At 63.7% G+C, this 18,977-nt stretch carries 18 protein-coding genes; 11 read left to right on the top strand and 7 right to left on the bottom strand.

The genetic code is table 11. The features are described from left to right. The first annotated feature begins 126 nt into the window (after nucleotides 1-126). A complete protein-coding gene (locus JGU72_RS23065) occupies nucleotides 127-951 on the top strand; it encodes an alpha/beta fold hydrolase (protein ID WP_199686444.1) in 825 nt (274 codons plus the stop codon). An 8-nt stretch (nucleotides 952-959) separates the two neighbouring features. Here the strand turns inward: JGU72_RS23065 and JGU72_RS23060 are convergent, their stop codons facing one another. Both JGU72_RS23060 and JGU72_RS23055 read right to left on the bottom strand, forming a co-directional pair. Continuing rightward, nucleotides 960-2,258, bottom strand: a complete 1,299-nt coding sequence (locus tag JGU72_RS23060; protein WP_307828571.1) for a lipase family protein — start codon at nucleotides 2,256-2,258, stop codon at nucleotides 960-962. After that, a complete protein-coding gene (locus JGU72_RS23055; protein ID WP_233532901.1) occupies nucleotides 2,239-3,630 on the bottom strand; it encodes a lipase family protein in 1,392 nt (463 codons plus the stop codon). Before JGU72_RS23055 ends, JGU72_RS23060 begins: the two co-directional genes overlap by 20 nt. A 183-nt stretch (nucleotides 3,631-3,813) precedes the next feature. Between JGU72_RS23055 and JGU72_RS23050 the strand changes: the two genes are divergently transcribed. Then, nucleotides 3,814-4,428 carry a TetR/AcrR family transcriptional regulator gene (locus tag JGU72_RS23050; protein WP_199686443.1) on the top strand — a complete coding sequence of 205 codons (615 nt, stop codon included), beginning with the start codon at nucleotides 3,814-3,816 and terminating at the stop codon, nucleotides 4,426-4,428. A gap of 42 nt (nucleotides 4,429-4,470) precedes the next feature. Here JGU72_RS23050 and JGU72_RS23045 read toward each other — a convergent pair whose 3' ends face one another. Continuing rightward, nucleotides 4,471-5,154, bottom strand: coding sequence for a potassium channel family protein (locus JGU72_RS23045; RefSeq protein ID WP_199686442.1), 684 nt, complete (start codon nucleotides 5,152-5,154; stop codon nucleotides 4,471-4,473). A gap of 146 nt (nucleotides 5,155-5,300) precedes the next feature. On the opposite strand from JGU72_RS23045, the gene JGU72_RS23040 reads away from it, so the two are divergent. The 4 genes from JGU72_RS23040 (at nucleotide 5,301) to JGU72_RS23025 (ending at nucleotide 9,137) form a co-directional block, all read left to right on the top strand. Further along, nucleotides 5,301-6,797 carry a potassium/proton antiporter gene (locus JGU72_RS23040; protein ID WP_199686441.1) on the top strand — a complete coding sequence of 499 codons (1,497 nt, stop codon included), beginning with the start codon at nucleotides 5,301-5,303 and terminating at the stop codon, nucleotides 6,795-6,797. 81 nt (nucleotides 6,798-6,878) lie between these two features. Continuing rightward, nucleotides 6,879-7,229: a YciI family protein gene (locus JGU72_RS23035; protein ID WP_199686440.1), complete on the top strand. Its 351-nt coding sequence runs from the start codon at nucleotides 6,879-6,881 to the stop codon at nucleotides 7,227-7,229. Nucleotides 7,230-7,236: 7 nt separating this feature from the next. Beyond that, nucleotides 7,237-8,514: an RNA polymerase sigma factor gene (locus tag JGU72_RS23030; RefSeq protein WP_199686439.1), complete on the top strand. Its 1,278-nt coding sequence runs from the start codon at nucleotides 7,237-7,239 to the stop codon at nucleotides 8,512-8,514. A 47-nt stretch (nucleotides 8,515-8,561) separates the two neighbouring features. Further along, the gene (locus JGU72_RS23025; RefSeq protein ID WP_199686438.1) at nucleotides 8,562-9,137 is read left to right on the top strand and encodes a nitroreductase family deazaflavin-dependent oxidoreductase; all 576 of its coding nucleotides are present in this window, start codon (nucleotides 8,562-8,564) and stop codon (nucleotides 9,135-9,137) included. A 15-nt stretch (nucleotides 9,138-9,152) separates the two neighbouring features. On the opposite strand, the gene JGU72_RS23020 is transcribed toward JGU72_RS23025, so the two are convergent. The 4 genes from JGU72_RS23020 to JGU72_RS23005 are packed head-to-tail and all read right to left on the bottom strand — an operon-like array spanning nucleotide 9,153 to nucleotide 12,977. Beyond that, entirely contained in the window at nucleotides 9,153-10,745 is a 1,593-nt protein-coding gene (locus JGU72_RS23020; protein WP_199686437.1) for a BCCT family transporter, read from the bottom strand. A gap of 59 nt (nucleotides 10,746-10,804) precedes the next feature. Then, entirely contained in the window at nucleotides 10,805-11,209 is a 405-nt protein-coding gene (locus JGU72_RS23015; protein WP_199686436.1) for a RidA family protein, read from the bottom strand. Beyond that, nucleotides 11,209-11,976, bottom strand: a complete 768-nt coding sequence (locus JGU72_RS23010; protein WP_199686435.1) for an IclR family transcriptional regulator — start codon at nucleotides 11,974-11,976, stop codon at nucleotides 11,209-11,211. The genes JGU72_RS23015 and JGU72_RS23010 overlap by 1 nt, the downstream gene beginning before the upstream one ends. Next, nucleotides 11,973-12,977 carry a sugar kinase gene (locus tag JGU72_RS23005; protein WP_307828570.1) on the bottom strand — a complete coding sequence of 335 codons (1,005 nt, stop codon included), beginning with the start codon at nucleotides 12,975-12,977 and terminating at the stop codon, nucleotides 11,973-11,975. The genes JGU72_RS23010 and JGU72_RS23005 overlap by 4 nt, the downstream gene beginning before the upstream one ends. A gap of 73 nt (nucleotides 12,978-13,050) precedes the next feature. Between JGU72_RS23005 and JGU72_RS23000 the strand changes: the two genes are divergently transcribed. From JGU72_RS23000 to JGU72_RS22980, 5 genes are read left to right on the top strand one after another with little or no spacing between them, the layout of a single operon-like run. After that, nucleotides 13,051-14,349, top strand: coding sequence for a type III PLP-dependent enzyme domain-containing protein (locus tag JGU72_RS23000; protein WP_199686433.1), 1,299 nt, complete (start codon nucleotides 13,051-13,053; stop codon nucleotides 14,347-14,349). An 11-nt stretch (nucleotides 14,350-14,360) separates the two neighbouring features. After that, the gene (locus JGU72_RS22995; RefSeq protein WP_199686432.1) at nucleotides 14,361-15,974 is read left to right on the top strand and encodes an N-acyl-D-amino-acid deacylase family protein; all 1,614 of its coding nucleotides are present in this window, start codon (nucleotides 14,361-14,363) and stop codon (nucleotides 15,972-15,974) included. After that, a complete protein-coding gene (locus tag JGU72_RS22990) occupies nucleotides 15,971-16,606 on the top strand; it encodes a bifunctional 4-hydroxy-2-oxoglutarate aldolase/2-dehydro-3-deoxy-phosphogluconate aldolase (RefSeq protein ID WP_199686431.1) in 636 nt (211 codons plus the stop codon). The genes JGU72_RS22995 and JGU72_RS22990 overlap by 4 nt, the downstream gene beginning before the upstream one ends. Then, a complete protein-coding gene (locus tag JGU72_RS22985; protein ID WP_199686430.1) occupies nucleotides 16,603-18,054 on the top strand; it encodes a GntP family permease in 1,452 nt (483 codons plus the stop codon). Before JGU72_RS22990 ends, JGU72_RS22985 begins: the two co-directional genes overlap by 4 nt. A 46-nt stretch (nucleotides 18,055-18,100) precedes the next feature. Next, complete coding sequence (locus JGU72_RS22980) at nucleotides 18,101-18,973, top strand: glycosyltransferase family 2 protein (protein WP_199686429.1); 873 nt, start codon at nucleotides 18,101-18,103, stop codon at nucleotides 18,971-18,973. Nucleotides 18,974-18,977 lie beyond the last annotated feature (4 nt).

The following is an 18,977-nucleotide window of genomic DNA, read 5'->3' as shown; positions in this document are numbered from 1 at the left end:
TCCAAGCGCCAGCAGGTTTCCCCCGGCGTGAGAATCGATGTTGCCGGCCCGGAGAGCGCATCCACGTCGTAAGGCTAGAGCACACGGCCCATTGCGTGAGCGCGCATGAACCTCCAAGATGCATCCATGGGAATGATCACGACCGCGGACGGCACGGAGATCTTCTACAAGGACTGGGGTAGCGGTCAGCCGATCGTGTTCAGTCACGGCTGGCCGTTGTCGGCCGACGACTGGGATGCCCAGCTGTTGTTCTTCCTTCAGCACGGTTACCGGGTCATCGCCCACGACCGGCGCGGGCACGGCAGATCGTCGCAGACCGGCGACGGCCACGACATGGATCACTATGCCGACGACCTCGCCGCTCTGGTCGAGCATCTCGATCTGCACGACGCAATTCACGTCGGGCATTCCACGGGCGGTGGCGAGGTCGTCCACTATTTGGCGCGGCACGGCGAGGGCCGCGCCGCCAAGGCTGCGTTGCTGTGCGCCGTTCCGCCGCTGATGGTGCAGACCGACGCCAATCCGGGCGGGCTACCCAAATCGGTGTTCGACGATCTGCAGGCACAGTTGGCGGCGAACCGGTCGAAGTTCTACCGCGACCTACCGGCGGGACCGTTCTACGGCTTCAACCGGCCAGGCGTCGAAGCACAGGAGGCCGTCATCCAGAACTGGTGGCGCCAGGGCATGATGGGCGGCGCGAAGGCCCATTACGACGGCATCGTCGCCTTCTCGCAGACCGATTTCACCGAGGACCTGAAGAAGATCACCGTGCCTGTGCTCGTGATGCACAGCGAAGACGATCAGATCGTTCCCTACGCGGACTCCGGTCCACTCTCGGCCGACCTCTTGCAGAACGGAACCTTGAAGACCTACAAGGACTTTCCGCACGGCATGCCGACCACCCAGGCCGAGACGATCAACGCCGATCTCCTGGCTTTTCTGCAAAGCTGACGGCGCCGCTATGTCGCAGGGCAATTGCTCGGTTCGGGCGTGACACCACGCAACACGGCGGTGACCCACAGCGTCGCAGGCACATAGCCGAAGACCTCGCCGCTGATGTGCTCGCTGACCGGGACGGGATAGAACCGCACGTCGACGCCCATTGCGCAGTACTTCTGCAGCGTCGTTTCGTAGGCGGCTTCGAAGGGCAGAAGTTGGTCGGTCGTCGAGTGGAAGGTGAACAGCGGGATATCCGGTCGATTCTGCGGTTGCCCGAAGCTCAGGTTTTCCAGAAGGCTTCGGATCTCGGGGGAGCGCAGAAAGTCCGGATCTCGGAGATACCCGGACATTGGCCGGAACGCGCCGGTAGCGGCGCCGGTGTAAAGACAGCGGTCGTTCATGTCGTTGGCGAGAGCTACTCCCTCGGGGGTGAGGAACTCGTCGTAGTGGCCGAATACCTCCGGATACTCCCGGCTGAGTGAGACGACAGCGAGCCAGAGGGTGAAGTTGGCTTGCCCCGCTGCGTGGGAGGCACCGAACTCGGCGATACCCACTTTGTCGCCTGGAATTCCGCCGAACGCGGCCCCGACGATGTTCAGTTCGGGCGCGTAGTTGTGGTGCTGCTCGGCAGCGAATCCGGTGCCACTTGCCCCGCCCGAGTAACCCAGGAGTGCGACAGGGGAGTTTGCGAGTCCGAGTGCCGGATCACGCTGCGCGGCGCGGATTCCGTCGAGCACCATGTGTCCCTCCCCGGTGGAGAGGTAGGCGTTGGTCTTTCCGTTGAAGTCGGGTATTGCTACTGCGTAGCCCTGAACGAGGAACGATTGCACAGCCGAGGATTCTTTGAATGTCCCTGCGCGCAGCGTGTACGACGGATTGCAGACTTGCGCGAGACCGTCGATAGCCTCCTGGTACGAAACGAGTGGGCGTGGTCCGCCGGCCCACGGAATTCCGGGCGTGAGCACCGTCGTGGCAGTGACTATGGGCTGGTCGTGTGAATTGGTGCTGCGATAGAGGATTTGGCGAGTGGCGACGGGCCAGGGCAGGCCGAACATGTAGTGCTGGACATCGCGGCTCCGGACGATATCGCCATTCGCCATCGAGTCGAGATTCTCTGGGTCGGTGTACCACGGGTCGTCGGCCGGGGTGGGGAGCGGAAAGAACGGATATACGTCCGATTCGCTTGGTAACTCCGGTAATTGATTCTGATCGCCCGGCATAGGTGGCAACGGATCTGCATCCGCCGTTGCTGCTCCTACCCCGGCACACATTGCTGTTGCAACGAGTATCCGGGCGAAGTTATTGCGGATAAAACTCACGATCAGGTCCTTTGAGAAGTGGGCTAGCGCCCGACAGGTGCGTAGAACAACGAGGCCAAGCTATTTCCGACGACGCTGACGAGCTTGTCGACGCTCCCGGCTGGGCGATCTGGGTCAGCACATCATTTGTTGTGCAACCCTTTTCGGCTGGGACACCTGACAACCGGTCCTGGATCCACAACAAAGCGCTCGGGGCACCGGCGACCGCGGCGACGATGTGCTCACTGAGGTGGTCGCGCGTGAAGTGAACCGACGCTTCGGGATCGGCACAGTACCTGTCGACGAGAGTGTTAACCGGTCCGGGAGGCACGATTTCGTCTAACACGGACTGGTAGATGTAGATCGGTATCGCGGGAACCGAGTGCCCGAGATTCAATTCGTCCAATACGGCTTGGAGTTCGGGAGCAGCGAGCGGATCGGGATTGTCGAACAGGCCGAGAATATTCACGAACGGGAATGTCATCGGCTGGAACCCGTTGCACTGGCCCGTTTTCAGTGTCCGCAAACCTTGCCCTAGCGGGTTCAGATGCTTGTCGAGATAGTCTGCGACAACTGGGTACTCATGCGATACGCCGAACAGCGCGGCCAGGATGAACCCCCCGAGTACCGAGGTTCCGTTGTTGTAGTTCACAACGTCGCGAATGTTGGTGACCAGCCCGCCAGTCACCGAACCGACCAGATTGAGTTCGGGCGCATAACTCGGCGCGAGTTCGGCCGCGTGCGCGGTCGGAATTGCACCACCCGAGTATCCCCACATCGCAGTTCTCGTTGCTGCGCCGGACAAGCGAGCTTGCGGCAACGCCTCCGACGCGCGGATGCCGTCCAAAACGATGCGCGCACCGAGTGGTCCCGCGCCGTAGCCGGAATGCGGGCCCTCATGGTCGGGAACAACGACCGCGTTTCCGGCTTGCAACAGTCCTTGGACTTCGATGAATTCCGCCTGGTGGATCGAGTTCAGCGGATTCGGCAGAGAGGCTTGTTGGAGTGCGTACGACGCGGAGCAGTTGAACGACAACGAGTCCTCGCCGAATTGGAACGACACCAATCCTTGTGGCGTGGTATCTCGTGGCTTCATCAGCGTCGCGACTGCGGGGATTGCCTCGCCGCGCGTATTCGTCGACCGATAGGAGAGTTGCCACGCGTCGACGTTGAGCGGGAACACCCAGAGGTTGGCAACGTTGACTTCACGCGCCGCGAGAATCTGTCCGGGTTCTGCCGCATCGACAACTGCCTGTTCGGGGTTGTAGAAGGCGGGATCAAGGTAGGGCGGAGCGGGCGGGACCGGAAATGGCAACACCGGCGCCACAATCACGGGTGAGCCCGCGTCCCCTGAGGGCTCAGCAGAGGTGCCCGACATCGGCACGATCTGCATGCAGAGAACTGTCGATATGACGAGAAGTGGGCCGCGAAGGGATCTTGGCGACAGCTGGCACATCGACACTTCTGCTCCTTTGCAGGTTGGTAATTAAGAAAGGAATCGATCGCTCTCTATCTGTACGATACTGCATTAAGCGGACTGGGATGTCAATTTCTCGTGGCGCGACATAATGGGTCGATGACGCCAGTGCGGCCGGTTTCGCGGCGAACACAACAAGAGCGCCGGGACGCGACCGTCGACAGGCTGACCGAGGCAGCTATCGAAACGATCCTCGAGGTCGGGTACTACCGCACGACAGTCAAGGAGATCTGCACGCGAGCGGGACTCTCGGTCGGGGCGATGTTCCGCCAGTTCGATTCGCGTCTTGCACTGATGGCGAAGGTCGCCAACGATGTAACCGACCGCATCCTCGATTCCTACGCCGAGGCTGCCGAAGCACTGGCAACGCGGCCCGACCCGCGCCGGTCTGCGCTCGAATTTCTCGCGTACTCGTCCTCGGCACCACTGACCGACGTCTGGCGGGAACTGATGATGGCGGCGCGAACCGACGTCGAGTTGCGAGACATGGTTGCGCCTTCCCTGCCGAAGCTCTACGAGGGCGTATTCGAACTGACGGACGGACTAGGACTGCTTGCCGACATTCCCGAGCGTTCGCGGCGCGTCACGTTGTTCTCGATGATGCATATGTTTTCGGGCGCAACCCTGACGCGGCCGCTCTACCCACTGCCCGATATCGATGAACAGCGCATAACCCTTGCGGCGCACTACATGTCACACACGCCGGCTCTGTGATTCGCGGCGCTCCGGCAAGGTGAATCCGCGCTCATGTGCCAGTCAGGGGGAGGTGCTACGCAGTGGGGGTGGCCCGTGAATAACCGCACGGATCAAATTCTCACCGGCACCGTCGGCGACGAACAGCAGTTCGTCGCCATCCTCGAGCACGTCGTCGGGCTGGGGCAGGATCACGGCGTTGCCACGAAGCACCGTGATCAAAGCCGTGTTCTCGGGCAGAGCAACCTCGCCGACCGTCTTGCCGACGAGCGGGCTACCTACCGGCAGGGTCAGCTTCGCGAGATTGGCTTTGCCCTGACGCAACCCGCGTAGGCGCACGAGGTGCCCGACGTCGATGGCGCCCTCGACGCCCGCAACCATGGCAAGCGGCGTCGACACCGCGACATCGACTCCCCACGCCTCGGTGAAGAGCCATTCGTTTCGGGTTTCGTTGACTCGTGCCACGACCCGCTGCACACCGAACTCGGTCTTGGCGAGCAACGCTGCCGCGAGGTTCGATTTGTCGTCGCCGGTCGCGGCGATCATCACGTCGCAGAGTTCCATCCCGCAGTCTTCGAGCGCGGCCAACTCACACGCGTCGGCGAGCAACCAGTCGGCGGCGGGCACCGTGTGCGGTTCGTAGCGGCGAGGTTCGTGTTCGATCAGCAGGACCTTGTGCCCGGCGTCGAGCAGTTCTTGCGCGACCGAACGGCCGACTGCTCCCGCCCCGGCGATACCGATTCGCATTGCTCCGCTCCTCAACCGCACCCTCCCGGTGCACGAAGTCATCATGACGCATCGACAGCGCCACCGACCTTCGGAGCCGCACCGCGCACCCGGTGATTTGTACTGATTTACTGGCGGGGCCACACCTTGACCAAACGGGGGCGAAAATGTCGTTGCAGCAGCTCTACCTGGCGTTGCTCGCCGGTGGACTTGTGCTGCTGGCCAGCATTGTTGCCACTCGGCTCGCAAGCCGGGCGGGCTTGCCCAGTCTGCTGCTGTTCCTGGGTGTCGGCGTCCTGCTCGGCGAGGACGGTCTGGGTCTGGAATTCGACGACGTGCAACTCGCGCGGGACATCGGCACCGCGGCGCTCGCCGTCATTCTCGTCGAGGGTGGTCTCGCAACGCGGTTCGGCGATATCCGCAAGGTGATTCCGCACGCCAGCGTCCTCGCCACGCTCGGAGTCGGCGTCAGCATGCTTGTCGCTGCGGCGGGCGCACACTTTCTGCTCGGCTTCGACTGGCAACTCGCGCTGCTGCTCGGCGCGATCGTCTCCTCCACGGACGCCGCCGCGGTGTTTTCGGTCCTGCGAGTCCTGCCGCTGCCGAGACGCGTAGCCGGCATGCTCGAAGCCGAATCAGGGTTCAACGACGCCCCCGCCGTGATCCTCGTTCTCATTTTCAGCGCTACGCCACTGGCGTTCTCACCGGTCCACGCCGCGTACGAGTTGATCTACGAGTTGGCGATCGGAGCCGCCATCGGGCTGGCGGGCGGCTTCCTCGGTGCGACCGCCCTGCGCCGCATCGCTCTGCCCGCATCGGGTCTGTATCCGCTCGCCACGTTCGGGCTCGGCATGGTGGCGTTTGCGGCAGCCGGCAGCGCCCACGCCAGCGGGTTCCTTGCGGCGTACCTCGCAGCAGTCGTGCTCGCGAACTCCGGTTTGCCGCACCGCGCGGCGACACGTTCGTTCGCGGAGGGGCTCGGGTGGCTCGCGCAGATCGGTCTGTTCGTTCTGCTCGGTCTGCTTGTCACGCCGAGCGAACTGGTCGACGATCTGATTCCGGCGGTCGTCATCGGAACCGTACTGCTGTTGCTCGGCCGCCCACTGTCGGTGGTGATTTCACTCGCGGGCTTTCAGGTGCCATGGCAGGAGCAGGTCTTCCTGTCGTGGGCCGGGCTGCGTGGTGCGGTGCCGATCGTGCTGGCTACTTTCCCGATCGTCGAGGGCGTGGCCGACAGCGGCCGCCTACTCAACATCGTGTTCATTCTGGTGGTGGTCTTCACCCTTGTTCAGGGACCGAGCCTGCAGCCGATAGCGCATCGGATGGGCCTGATCCGGCGCGATACCGCGAGAGAAATTCAGGTGGAGTCCGCACCGCTCGACGTCCTGGAAGCCGAGCTGCTGACGATGCGGGTGCTGCCGATGTCTCGGCTGCACGACGTCTCCGTCCTCGAACTCCGGTTACCCGACCCCAGTGTCATCACCTTGATCATCCGGGAGGGCCACACGTTCGTCCCGCAACCCGACACTCGGATCGAGGTCGGCGACGAACTGCTGATCGTCACCACCACCAAGACCCGAGAGGTCGCCGAGCGTCGTCTGCGTGCGGTGAGTCGACGCGGCAAACTCGCGCACTGGTTCGACGAATACGGCGAACCGGACTGACTCGGATGTCCTTTCCGAGTCTCCCCGTTCGTTCCATTGTCGAGGGCAAGATATGCCCTGATACGACGAAGGAGTGTTCCGATGCCGCAGTACCTCGCTTTGACCTACACCGCGGACGTCAACTGGTGGGCGCCCGAGCATGCGAGCGAACTAGCTGAGTTCCGCCAGTTCGCCGTGGACAACAACGAGCGCATCCAGGCAAGTGCGCTACTGCACCCGACCGCGACGGCGACGGTTGTTCGCGTGGAAGGCGCCAGGGGCGGAAGCGTCGTGACGACCGACGGACCGTACGCCGAGACGAAGGAGGCCTTGACCGGCTATTACCTCATCGAAGCCGACGACCTCGAACAGGCGGTTCGGATCGCTGCCGAGATTCCCGCGGCGTGGGATGGTGGTGCCGTCGAGGTGCGCCCGGTCATCGTGGCGAGGTAACTACACCGTGTCCGGGAGCTATGTGTCCGGAAGCTATGTGTCCGGAAGCGACGCCGTTGCTGCGACGATCCGGGTCGAGGGCGCGCGCATCCTCGCCACCTTGATCCGGACGGTCGGCGACGTTCAACTCGCAGAAGATGCGGTCCAGGAGGCGACGCTGGCGGCGTTGAATTCCTGGCCCGTATCCGGCGTGCCGCCCGAGCCGCGCGCGTGGCTGACCGTCACTGCTCGACGCAAGGCGATCGACATCCTCCGGCGCGAGCACGCTCGCCCAACCAAGGAGCAGGACGGATTCCGGATGATCGAATTATCGAGGTCCGATCTGCCGTCGGACGACGTCGTTCACGACGACCAGCTACGCCTGATCTTCACCTGTTGCCATCCTGCCCTCGCACCGGCGACGCGAATCGCTCTTGCCTTACGAACGCTCTGCGGGCTTTCCCCGGCGCAGATCGCCGCCGTCCTGCTGACGACGGAGGCAGCGACAACCAAGCGACTGACGCGGGCTCGACAGAAGATTGCGGCGGCGCACATCCCGTACCGGGTGCCGGCCGAGGACGAGTTGGCGGATCGCCTACCCGCGGTGTGCGGCGTGCTGCACGCTCTGTACACCGCTGGGCACGCGCCGATCGAGGGCACATCCAGCGTCGACGTCGACGTGTGCACCGAAGCGATACGGCTCGCCGAACTACTGCACGCACTGCTACCCCGAGAGTCGATGCCCAAGGCTGTGCTCGCGCTGCTGCAGCTCACCGAAGCCCGCAGGCCTGCACGACTCGACGAAGACGGCGACATCGTCACGCTCGAGCAGCAGAATCGCGCCCTCTGGGACATCGACCGGATCGACAAAGGCATTGCGCTACTGAATGATTCGCTTCGGCAATCCGAGGGCCAGGCAGATCCCTACCAACTCCAGGCTGCGATCGCCGCCGAACACGCCCGCGCGCCGAGCTATGCCGCGACGAACTGGTCCGAGGTCTTGCGGCTCTACGACTTCCTCCTATCGATTGCGCCGAGCAATGCCGCAGCCCTGGCTCGGGTCGTAGCTGCCGCCGAAGCCGACAGTCCCGCAACAGGACTCGTCCTCCTTGCCGACCTCCCGCCAGACCCGCGCTGGCACGCGGTCCGCGCCGAACTGCTTGCCCGCGAAGGCCGGTACGCCGAGGCTGCCGACGAGCTGAGCCGGTCCCTCGAGGGCCCGGCGACCGTGCCCGAGCAACGCTTTCGAGAACGTCGCCGAAGTCTGTTCTCGGATTTGGCAATACAAGTCTCCGATTGCCCCTAGCCCGCAATCGTGTTAGACCGGTAGCGAGTCCGAACGAGGGGGCAACTATGGACGACTCACCCACGGCAGCGGTGCCCGACTCACTGCGATACGACGACGGCCAGTATGTGCCGGAGCGGGGATGGCTCGGCGACAACCAGACCCTCCGGAGTAGGCGCATCGCAGCCCGGTTCTTGCGCGCGGTGCACAAGCCGTGGTTCGTCGTTCGGATACCGGTCAACGTCGGCGCCCTCACCACCACGGGCCGCAAATCCGGCAAGCCGCGGAGCACGTACGTCAAGGCCGTCCGATCGGGGAACAAGGCCTACCTTGTCTCGATCCCCGGCCAACATGCGTTGTGGCTCAAGAACATTCGTGCAAACCCGACGGTGACGCTACGGTTGCGCGGTGGCACGTACACGGGCGTGGTGCGTGATCCGGCGGACGAGGCCGAACGCACTGCTGCTCGCGCCGAATTCTGCGACGCGGTGCACCCGTTCGACTACGCCGAGAACATCTTTCACCGGCGCGGTAGGCCGACGCGCGCCAAGATCGTGGAGCTGCACCACGCCTGGTTCGAAGGTGGCACGCCGCTCGTCGTCGAACTCGGCGCACGAGTGCGCCGGAACTGGCGGGGGCTCTGAGACCCCGAGCGATGTTCAGTCGATCCGTTCCCGCCGCTGACGCAACCCCTCGATGATCAGTGGGTCGCTGCTGAGGTCACGGTACAGCGAGACGCATAGTCCGATCATCACGATCGTGAACGGCGCCGCTGCGATGATCGTCATTCGCTGCAGTCCGTTGAGGGCGTCGGAGCCGCCCGTCCACAACAGCAGGGCGGCGATACCGCCCGTCAGCAGACCCCAGAAGACGACTGCCCACCTCGTCGGGTCGAGGGTGCCTCGCTGCGAAAGCGTGCCCATGACCATCGATGCGGCATCTGCACCGGACACGAAGAAGATCGCCACCAGCAGCATGACGAGGAACGACGCGACACCGGCAAGCGGGAGGCCTTCGAGCATCCCGAACAGTTGCGATTCCGGCGTGCCCCGTCCCGCGAGGTCGGTGCCCTCGCGCTGCTGACCGATAGCGGCGCCGCCGAAGATCGAGAACCACAGCAGGCTGACCACACTCGGGACGAGGATGACGCCGATGACGAACTGCCGAATAGTGCGACCGCGGCTGATGCGCGCCAGGAACATTCCGACGAACGGTGTCCACGAGATCCACCAGGCCCAGTAGAAGATCGTCCAGGACGACAGCCATTCGGCCGTCGCGGTATCACCGGCGGCCGCGGTGCGGGCCGACATGCCGACTATGTCGGAGGCGTAGTCACCGAGTGCCGTGGGAATCAGGTTGAGGATCAGCACCGTCGGGCCACATACGAACACGAAGACGGCGAGGATCAACGCCAGCACCATGTTGATGTTCGACAGCCACTGAATACCCTTTGCGACACCCGAGACGGCAGAGGCGACGAACGCCAACGTGAGGATTGCGACGACGGCGACGAGCAACAAGGTCCCCGCTGCATCCATCCAGCCGAGAACCTCGACTCCGGAGCCGATCTGCAGCGCTCCGAGGCCGAGGGAAGCGGCAGTGCCGAACATCGTGGCGAAGATGGCCAGAATGTCGATGACCTTGCCGATCGGACCTTCGGTTCGCTTCTTCCCGAGTAGCGGAATGAACGCCGAACTGATCAGCTGCTTGCGATCCATCCGGTAGGTGCCGTAGGCGATCGCCAGACCGACGACCGCGTAGATCGACCACGGGTGCAGGCTCCAGTGGAACATCGTCGTCGCCATCGCAGTTCCGATTCCGGGTTCGGATCCGGGTGGCGGCGTCACGAAATGCGTCAGAGGCTCGGTGACGCCGTAGAACATCAGCCCGATTCCCATGCCGGCGCTGAACATCATCGCTATCCAGCTGACGGTGTTGAACTCGGGCTTCTCGCCGTCTTTTCCGAGCGGAATCTTTCCGAACCTGCTGACGGCCAACCACACCGCGAACAGCACGAATCCGGATGCCGCGACGACGAACAGCCAGCCGAGATTCACGACAAGCCAGTTCAGAATCGTGGACGACACGCTGTCGAGATTGTCAGCCCACGCCAGTCCCCAGACGAGAATTGCCGCGGCTATGACAGCCGTGACGATAAAGACCACAAGGTCGGTCCGCACGGAACTTCGCGCAGGATCGGACTCACCTTTCGCGGTCGAATCAGGTCGGGACAGATCCTCGTTGATCGCCATAGGTCAAACGTCCTTTGCCAGGCTCGCAATTGCAAGACCTCAGCGAGGACAATTCGGTACTAATCCACTACCGCGATCGCATCGATCTCGACGAGCATCTCCTCGCGCGGCAGCCCCGTGAAGACGGTCGTGCGACTCGGCAGCACATCACCGACGGTGTTGGCTCGCACAAATTCGCCGTAGGCGTCGTTCATCGCGGCGAAATCGTCGCGCGTTGTCAAGTAGACGCGCAGCATCACCACGTCGTCGAAGGTCGCACCACTCGCGTCGATGATTGCCTTGACGTTCTGCAGAGTCCGGAGCGTCTGGGCAGCAACGTCTCCCGGATACAGGTACTCGTTGGTTGCCGGGTCGACGGGGCCCTGGCCCGACACCTGCACGAAAGGGCCCTTGCGAACGCCCTGCGAGAAGGTGTGCGCCGGTGCCGGTGCGTCGGTTGTCCGTACCGCGATTTTCTGGGTCATTACGAGCCTTTCGTTCGACGTAGTTGCGGACTCCAGCCGAGTTCGGCCGATATTGCGTCTGCCGCCGCGCGGACTTGCGGCAGCGTCGCGAGAACTTGATCGTGGTCGAGCAGCATGTCGGGCACAGACATCGATACTGCGGCGACAACCGCGCCCGTTCCGTTCCGAATGGGCACACCGATGCAGTTCACGAAGCTCTCGTGCTCTTCGTGGTCCTCCGCATAGCCCTGCGATGCAACCAGTTCGAGCTCTTCGATGTACTTGTCAGGTGTCGTGATCGTGCGTTCGGTGAAGCGCGGGTACGTGATTCGTTCGGCGATCTCACGCCATTCGGCGCGGGGACGCGACGATACGAGGACCTTTCCGACAGCGGTGCAATGCAGTGGCGCGGGCCGTCCGACGCGCGAATACATCCGGACGCTTTGAATCGCATCGAACTTGTCGATGTAGATCGCGTCGCCTGCTTCGTACGTGGCCAGGTGAATCGTCTGACCGGTGCTCGAGTTGAGCGCGCTCAGGTGCGGTCTGGCGAGGGTCCGGATGTCGCGCTGTTCGAGAGCATGATTGGCGAGTTCGAAGAAGCGTGAACCGAGTTGGTAGCGATGCTCCTCGTCGTGGCTGACGAAACGCTCTGACTCCATTGTCCGCAGCAATCGCAATACGGTCGATTTGTGCACGTCGAGCTGTGTAGCCAACTGATCCAGAGACTTGGAGTCGTCGCCGAGGGACGTAAGGATCGTCAGCGCGCGCAGCAAACTTTGACTCATAGCGCAACATTCTCGGACAGGACATATTCCATACGCGCCCAGGTTGCCGAATCGACCGATGCGAGCGCCTCCAGACGACTTAGCGCGGGCAACTCTGCGATGTCACCGTGCCCGGTCAAAGCTGCTGCGGCACAGAGATGCCCGAATCGCAGGCGCTCCTCGTGGCCGCGCCCGTGTAGCAGTCCGGCAAGGAAGCCGCCCGCGAAGGCGTCACCCGCGCCGATCCGCTCGACCACTTCGAGGCGAAGTGCGGGTACGTCCACACGCTCACTGCGCCGGAAGCCGGTCACCGTGTGCGCGTCGTTCTTGACGACGAGATGTTCGGGCTCGGGGAACAGCTTTCGCAGCTCTGACGGGTCCTCGGTGCCGAACACAGCGCTGGCCTCGTCGGCACCCATCAGGACCACATCGCTGCCGCGCACGTGGCGGGCCAGGACTTCCGCAGCGTCCCGCCCTGTCCACAACGCGGGCCTGTAGTTCAGGTCGAAGCTGACGAGCGCGCCGCCGCGCCGCCTGGCCAGCAGTGCCTCGGTGAGTGCGGTCGCAGATTCCGACAATGCGGGTGTGATGCCGGTGAAGTGCACGAGATCGGACCGGTCCAAGACATCTGCGGCCTGCAGAAGGTCGGCGGGAGAGAACGCACTTGCCGCGGATCCGCTGCGGAAGTACAGCATTCGACTTTCGCCAAGGCGCAGGTCGGCCGGACCGCCCGAGCCACCGCCGCGCTCCTTCACATACACGGCGGTCGGCCGGGTGGAATCGGTGACAACGGCCGAGACGTCGATCCCGCGCTCCGCCAAATGCCGGACGAGGTAGCGGCCGAAGCCATCGGCGCCGACCCGGGATATCCACGCACAGTCGATGCCCAGTTGCGCGAGGACGGTCGCCACATTCGCCTCCGCGCCCCCTGCCGACCGCTCGAACGTCGACGAGTCCTCGAGCGGACCGGGCTGCGCGACGAGCACTGCCAATCCCTCACCGATGGTGGCGACCCTCGTCACATCAATCTCCTTCGACCCCTTGCGGCTGCGCGCTATCCATTGCAGAATAGCCAGTGCGTACAAAATACGCAACATGCGTTGCATCATATGCAACGCAGAAAGGATCACCGTGACAATCGACGCCGACGCCGTCGCTGCACTCGCCGACCGTGTTCTCGGACCACAACACAAAGGCCTGCCGCCAGAAGCCTGGGGTAGGACGGCGCGCGATTTCCTTCGCGACGTACCCACTTTCGACCGGTTGGTGACGCCGGCCCTCACGCTGGACAGCAGTGCGATCGACTCCAACATCGCGACAATGGCCGACTGGGCCAAGGCCGCCGGGGTGCAGCTCGCACCGCACGGAAAGACGACGATGGCACCGCAGCTGTGGGCAAAGCAGCTCGCCGCCGGAGCGTGGGGGATCACGCTGGCGACCGCGTGGCAGGTGCAGTTGGCACGATCCTTCGGGGTCGGCCGCATCATGCTTGCGAACGCACTCGTCGACCCCATCGGTTTGCATTGGGTTGCAGGTGAATTGGACCGCGACCCCGCGTTCGAGTTCGTCAGCTGGGTCGACAGCGTCGAGACAGTTGCGGTGATGGAGGATCAGCTGCGGCCGACCTCCGGACCACGAATCAAGGTGATCGTCGAACTCGGCGGGCCCCACGGCAGGACCGGCGCTCGGACGGTCGCCGCGGCGTTGGAAGTGGCAGCCGCGGTCGCCGCCTCGTCGCGATTGTCGCTTGCGGGAGTCGGCGGATACGAGGGCGCGCTGAGTCATGACCGCTCGACCGAAGGCCTGGCGAATGTCCGGACCTATTTGGATCAGATTGCGTTGTTGCACAACGAACTTGCCGCTTCCGGGCGGTATCCGGGACAGGCGATCGTCACTGCCGGCGGCAGCGCCTACCAAGACCTCGTCGTCGAACGGCTGGCCGACCTTGCCGACGATGCCACATCGGTTGTCTTGCGCTCCGGCGCGTACATCATTCACGACGACGGCTTCTACGCCGGCATCTCACCGATGATTCCCGACCGTTCGGACCATCCGCTGCGGTCAGCCATGCACGGCTGGGCGCGCGTCGTTTCCCGGCCCGAACCCGAGCTGGCACTGCTCGACGCGGGCAAGCGCGACTTACCCTACGACGAGGGATTGCCGGTGCCGCAACGTATTGCGGGCATCGGCTCGAACGCTGACGCCAAGGTGACTGCTCTCAACGATCAGCATGCCTTTCTCCGAATGGCGAGCGCGCCACCGGTCGGGACCGTCGTTCGGCTCGGCCTCTCCCACCCTTGCACGGCATTCGACAAGTGGCGGCTAATTCCAGTCGTCGACGACGCCGACGCCGAGCACCCGCGCATCGTCGATCTCATCCACACCTTCTTCTAGAACGAAAAACTATGACTGACTTACTTATTCGCGACGTCGATGTCATCGACGGAACTGGCGCTCCGCGGTATCGCGCAGACGTGCTCGTCGACGGCGGGAAGATCAGCGACATCGCCGCAACCGGCCTGCCGGCCAACGCTGACAAGATCATCGACACGGCGCCCGGTACCGTACTCGCGCCCGGCTTCATCGACATGCACGCACACTCGGACCTGCGACTGCTCACCGATCCCGGCCATTTCGCAAAGATCAGCCAGGGCGTGACTACCGAGGTACTCGGCCAGGACGGCATTGCGTACGCACCGATCGACGACCGCACACTCGATATCGTCCGCCGCCAGATCGCTGGCTGGAACGGCAATCCCGCCGACCTCGACTTCTCCTGGCGCAGCGTTGCCGGCTACCTCGACAGGCTCGATCAGGGCATAACGCCGAACGCCGCGTATCTCGTTCCACAGGGCACGCTGCGCCTCCTCGCGGTCGGCGCGGACAAGCGACCGGCCACTCCCAGCGAGATCCGCCGCATGCAAGACCTGTTGGCCCAAGGCCTCTCCGAAGGCGCCGTCGGCATGTCGAGTGGCCTCACCTACACGCCCGGAATGTATGCGGACACAGGTGAACTCGCGGCCTTGTGCGAGGTCGTCGCTGAGTTCGGCGGTTTCTATGCCCCGCACACCCGCTCCTACGGTGCCGGTGCGCTGGAGGCCTACGCCGAGATGATCGAACTGGCGCGCAGCACAGGATGTGCGCTGCACCTGACGCACGCGACCATGAACTTCGGCGTCAATCGTGGCCGCGCACCGGAATTCCTGTCCATGATCGACGCAGCCCTCGCCGAGGGCTGCGACATCACTCTCGACACCTACCCCTACCTGCCAGGCGCCACCACGCTCTCCGCGCTGCTGCCCAGTTGGGCGATGTCCGGAGGTCCGGACGCCGCTCTGGAGCGCTTCGAGGATCCGGCTATGCGCGAGCGAATCACGAGGGACGTCAACGTAAACGGGTCCGACGGCTGCCATGGCGTTACCGTCGAGTGGGAGACGATCCAGCTGAGCGGCGTCGCAAACCCGGAACTCGACCGGTACGTCGGCAAGACCATCGTCGAAATCAGCGCCGAGCGCGGACTGTCCCCGGTGGACGTGTTCTTCGACCTCCTGCGCCGAGACAAGCTCGCGACAACGATCCTGCAGCACGTCGGGCACGAGGAGAATGTGCGCGCGATCATGGTGCATCCCAAGCACATGGGCGGCAGCGATGCGATTCTCGTCGGCGAACGACCGCACCCCCGGGCGTGGGGCACCTTTCCGCGCTACCTCGGTCACTACGTACGCGATGTCGGACTGCTCAGCCTCGAGGAGTGCGTCAACCACCTGACCGGTCGGCCGGCGGAACGTCTCCGGCTGCGGGATCGCGGGCGTATCGAAATCGGTTATGCCGCCGACCTCGTGCTCTTCGATCCCGCGACCGTCACCGACACCGCGACGTTCGAAAGTCCTAAACAGCAGGCGCGAGGTATCGGCCACGTCATTGTGAACGGCGTGTGCGCGATCGAAAATGGCTCGGCTACAGGCGCTCTCGCAGGTCGCGCGCTGCGGCTGGACGCCGATGCGAAGGAGACTCGATGACTACCGCAATGCAGGTAATCCTGGCGGACCGCGTGCTCGCGGTCGTTCGTGCGCCGGTCGTGCCGGACCCATTGGCGCTCGCCGATGCCTTGGCAGCGTCGGGAATCAGGGCGCTCGAACTGACCTTCACGACGCCGGGCGTCCTCGACTGTCTGCGCGCCGCTGCCGCATCGTCGACCGCCGTAGTCGGCCTCGGCACGGTCGTCACCGGCCATCAGGCCCGTGCGGCTATCGACAGCGGCGCCCAGTTCCTCGTCACTCCCGGCGTGCGCGCCGAAGTTGCGGCAGTCGCGAATCAGCGCGGAATCCCCGTGGTGATGGGCGCTTTCACCCCCACCGAGGTACTTGCCGCGCTCGACCTCGGTGCTGCGGCAGTCAAGATCTTTCCGGCCCGCACACTCGGTCCCGGCTACTTCAAGGATCTCCTCGGACCGTTTCCCGGTGTGTCGCTGATCCCCTCCGGCGGAGTCAACGCAGGCAATGCCGCCGAGTTTCTCGCGCAGGGTGCCGTCGCGGTCACGGCCGGCACCGACGTCGTTCCGCCCGCTTCGGTCGCGGCCGGCGAGTGGGCCGAAATTTCCTCGCGTGCAGTCTCGTTCGTTCGATCCATGTCCGGAAAGGTCTATTCATGAGCTCCACCATCGACTGGCTTCGCACCTCCACGCCTGGGCTGTTGGTGCTCTGCGGCCTCGCGATTGCGATCCTGCTCTTCACGATCATCAAGATCAAACTGGAACCCTTCATCGCTCTGCTGATCACTGGGCTTGCCCTGGCTCTTGCTGCGGGGCTTCCGGTTTCGCAGATCGTCGGGACCGCGATCAAGAGCAACGAATCCCTCTTGGAAGTCGGCTTCGGCAGCATCCTCGGGCATATCGCCGTGATCATCGGACTCGGGACGGTGCTGGGTGCGATCCTCGAAAAGTCCGGCGGTGCAGACGTATTGACGACGAAGCTGCTCGGCGTGTTCGGGGAGCGTGGCGCACCGGTCGCGATGGGACTGCTGGGGCTGATCTTCGGAATCCCCGTCTTCTTCGACATCGGCATCTTCGTTCTCGCACCGCTCGTGTACGTGGCGGCCAAACGCGGCGGCAAGTCGCTCGTCCTCTACGCGATGCCGATGCTTGCCGGCCTGTCCATGACGCATGCCTTCCTGCCGCCACATCCCGGACCCGTCGCGCTGGGTGGCCTGCTGGAAGTCAGCCTCGGGTGGTTGATCTTCATGGGATTCATCTGCGGCATTCCAGGATTCATCGCGGCAGGCATCGTCTGGGGCAGCTACATCGGCAAGCGCGTCATCGTGGAGGTGCCGAAGGAATTCCTGATCGAAGCCGACTCGGACGACGACGCCACGGGTGGCGGCGGCACCGGCGTAAAGACGGCGCCCGTCGCGCAAGCGACAGCGGCTCCGCCCTCGGTCGGACTCATCGGTGCGATCATCGCGATTCCCCTGGTCCTGATACTGGGCGCGACGTTCGGCACCCAGCTGCTCGACGAAGGCTCGCGCCTGCTTCAGGTGCTCACGTTCTTCGGGACACCCGCGGTCGCGCTGCTCATCGCCGTGCTGGTGGCGTTCTACGTTCTCGGCGTCCGGCGCGGCTCCAGCGTGCAAGACCTCAGCACCCTCACCGGTGAGTCATTGCGTCCGGTCGGCATGCTGTTGCTCGTCGTCGGTGCGGGCGCATTCTTCGGCAAGGTGATCTCGGCAACCGGAATAGGAACGGCCCTCGCGGACACCATGTCCGCCGCAGGACTGCCCGTCATCGTGCTGGCCTACATCATCAGTTGCGGACTGCGCATCGCACAGGGGTCGGCGACTGTTGCCATCGTCACCACCGGCGGCATCGTCGCACCGTTGGTCGCGGAGCATCAGTATTCGCAGATGGCCGTCGCGCTGATCGCGATGGCGATTGCCGCGGGGTCGATCATTCTCAGCCACGTCAACGACGGCGGATTCTGGATCATCTCGAAATTCTTCAACCTCACCGTGAAGCAGACCCTGCAAACCTGGACAGTGCTCGAGACGATCCTTTCGGTCGTGAGCTTCTCGGTAGCCGCGATTCTGTTCGCGATCTTCGCCTAGTCGCTCCCGATTAGAAACGACTCGAATCCTCCGCTAGCGTCGTGGGGTGGCAAAACACACTCTTTCGGTGGTCATTCCGGCATTCAACGAAGAGGATTACATCGGACCGTGCCTGGAAGCACTGGTCAGCCAGGTCGACGAGCTTCACGAAATCATCGTCGTCGACAATAACTCGACCGATTCCACCGCAGCGATCGTGCGTGAATTCGCGAAAGAACAGCCAAAGATTCAGCTGCTGAGCGAGCCAGAGCCCGGCGTTGCATTTGCGCGCAACCGTGGTTTCGATGCAGCAACAGGCGATATTCTCGGTCGCCTCGACTCCGATTCGCGCGCGTACCCGAACTGGGCGAGCGTCGTCCTCGGCTTCTTCGAACGCGATGACGTCGACCACGTGGGCGGCATCAGCGGACTCAACAACTCCTACGACTCACCCTTCCGAAAAATGAAGGGCTGGTGGGTGGCGCGGCAGGTTCGGCTCGGCGCGATGGGCGGCGATCGCGAGATCCGCAACCTGCACGGTGCGAACATGGCGATTCGACGCTCGGTATGGGAGCAGGTGCGCGACGACGTCAGCACCCGTAAAGACATCCACGAAGACGTCGACCTCGCGCTCTGCATCAATGCCGAGGGACCCAAGATCCTGCAGCTCACGGATATGCGGGTCGACATTTCGCCGCGCCGGGCGCTGACTCCGCCCAGGGACTTCACCGCATACATCGACTCCGGGACGAAGACGTTCACGCTCCATGGGGCGATGACGCCGCAGATCGAGAAGGCCCTGCGCTATCACAAGTACTTCCATGTTCTGCTGTATGTCTTGCATCGGCCCTACGACCCGAAACGCGGCAAGTTCTCGGTCGCGCACGCAATTCGCCGCTCGCGAGTTCGAAAGCTTCCGGTGACAGCGGACAATATCTGACAAC

Source organism: Antrihabitans auranticaus, from assembly GCF_016481275.1.
GTDB lineage: Bacteria > Actinomycetota > Actinomycetes > Mycobacteriales > Mycobacteriaceae > Antrihabitans.
Note: the sequence above shows the minus strand (reverse complement) of the source record. Positions and strands in the feature narration are given on the sequence as shown.

Coding starts and splice junctions, on each gene's coding strand:
- JGU72_RS23065 (WP_199686444.1), top strand. CDS start 127: ATGGGAATGATCACGACCGCGGACGGCACGGAGATCTTCTACAAGGAC.
- JGU72_RS22995 (WP_199686432.1), top strand. CDS start 14,361: ATGACTGACTTACTTATTCGCGACGTCGATGTCATCGACGGAACTGGC.
- JGU72_RS23025 (WP_199686438.1), top strand. CDS start 8,562: ATGGACGACTCACCCACGGCAGCGGTGCCCGACTCACTGCGATACGAC.
- JGU72_RS23040 (WP_199686441.1), top strand. CDS start 5,301: ATGTCGTTGCAGCAGCTCTACCTGGCGTTGCTCGCCGGTGGACTTGTG.
- JGU72_RS22990 (WP_199686431.1), top strand. CDS start 15,971: ATGACTACCGCAATGCAGGTAATCCTGGCGGACCGCGTGCTCGCGGTC.
- JGU72_RS23010 (WP_199686435.1), bottom strand. CDS start 11,976: ATGAGTCAAAGTTTGCTGCGCGCGCTGACGATCCTTACGTCCCTCGGC.
- JGU72_RS23045 (WP_199686442.1), bottom strand. CDS start 5,154: ATGCGAATCGGTATCGCCGGGGCGGGAGCAGTCGGCCGTTCGGTCGCG.
- JGU72_RS23020 (WP_199686437.1), bottom strand. CDS start 10,745: ATGGCGATCAACGAGGATCTGTCCCGACCTGATTCGACCGCGAAAGGT.
- JGU72_RS23000 (WP_199686433.1), top strand. CDS start 13,051: ATGCGTTGCATCATATGCAACGCAGAAAGGATCACCGTGACAATCGAC.
- JGU72_RS23055 (WP_233532901.1), bottom strand. CDS start 3,630: ATGCAGATCGTGCCGATGTCGGGCACCTCTGCTGAGCCCTCAGGGGAC.
- JGU72_RS23035 (WP_199686440.1), top strand. CDS start 6,879: ATGCCGCAGTACCTCGCTTTGACCTACACCGCGGACGTCAACTGGTGG.
- JGU72_RS23015 (WP_199686436.1), bottom strand. CDS start 11,209: ATGACCCAGAAAATCGCGGTACGGACAACCGACGCACCGGCACCGGCG.
- JGU72_RS23050 (WP_199686443.1), top strand. CDS start 3,814: ATGACGCCAGTGCGGCCGGTTTCGCGGCGAACACAACAAGAGCGCCGG.
- JGU72_RS22985 (WP_199686430.1), top strand. CDS start 16,603: ATGAGCTCCACCATCGACTGGCTTCGCACCTCCACGCCTGGGCTGTTG.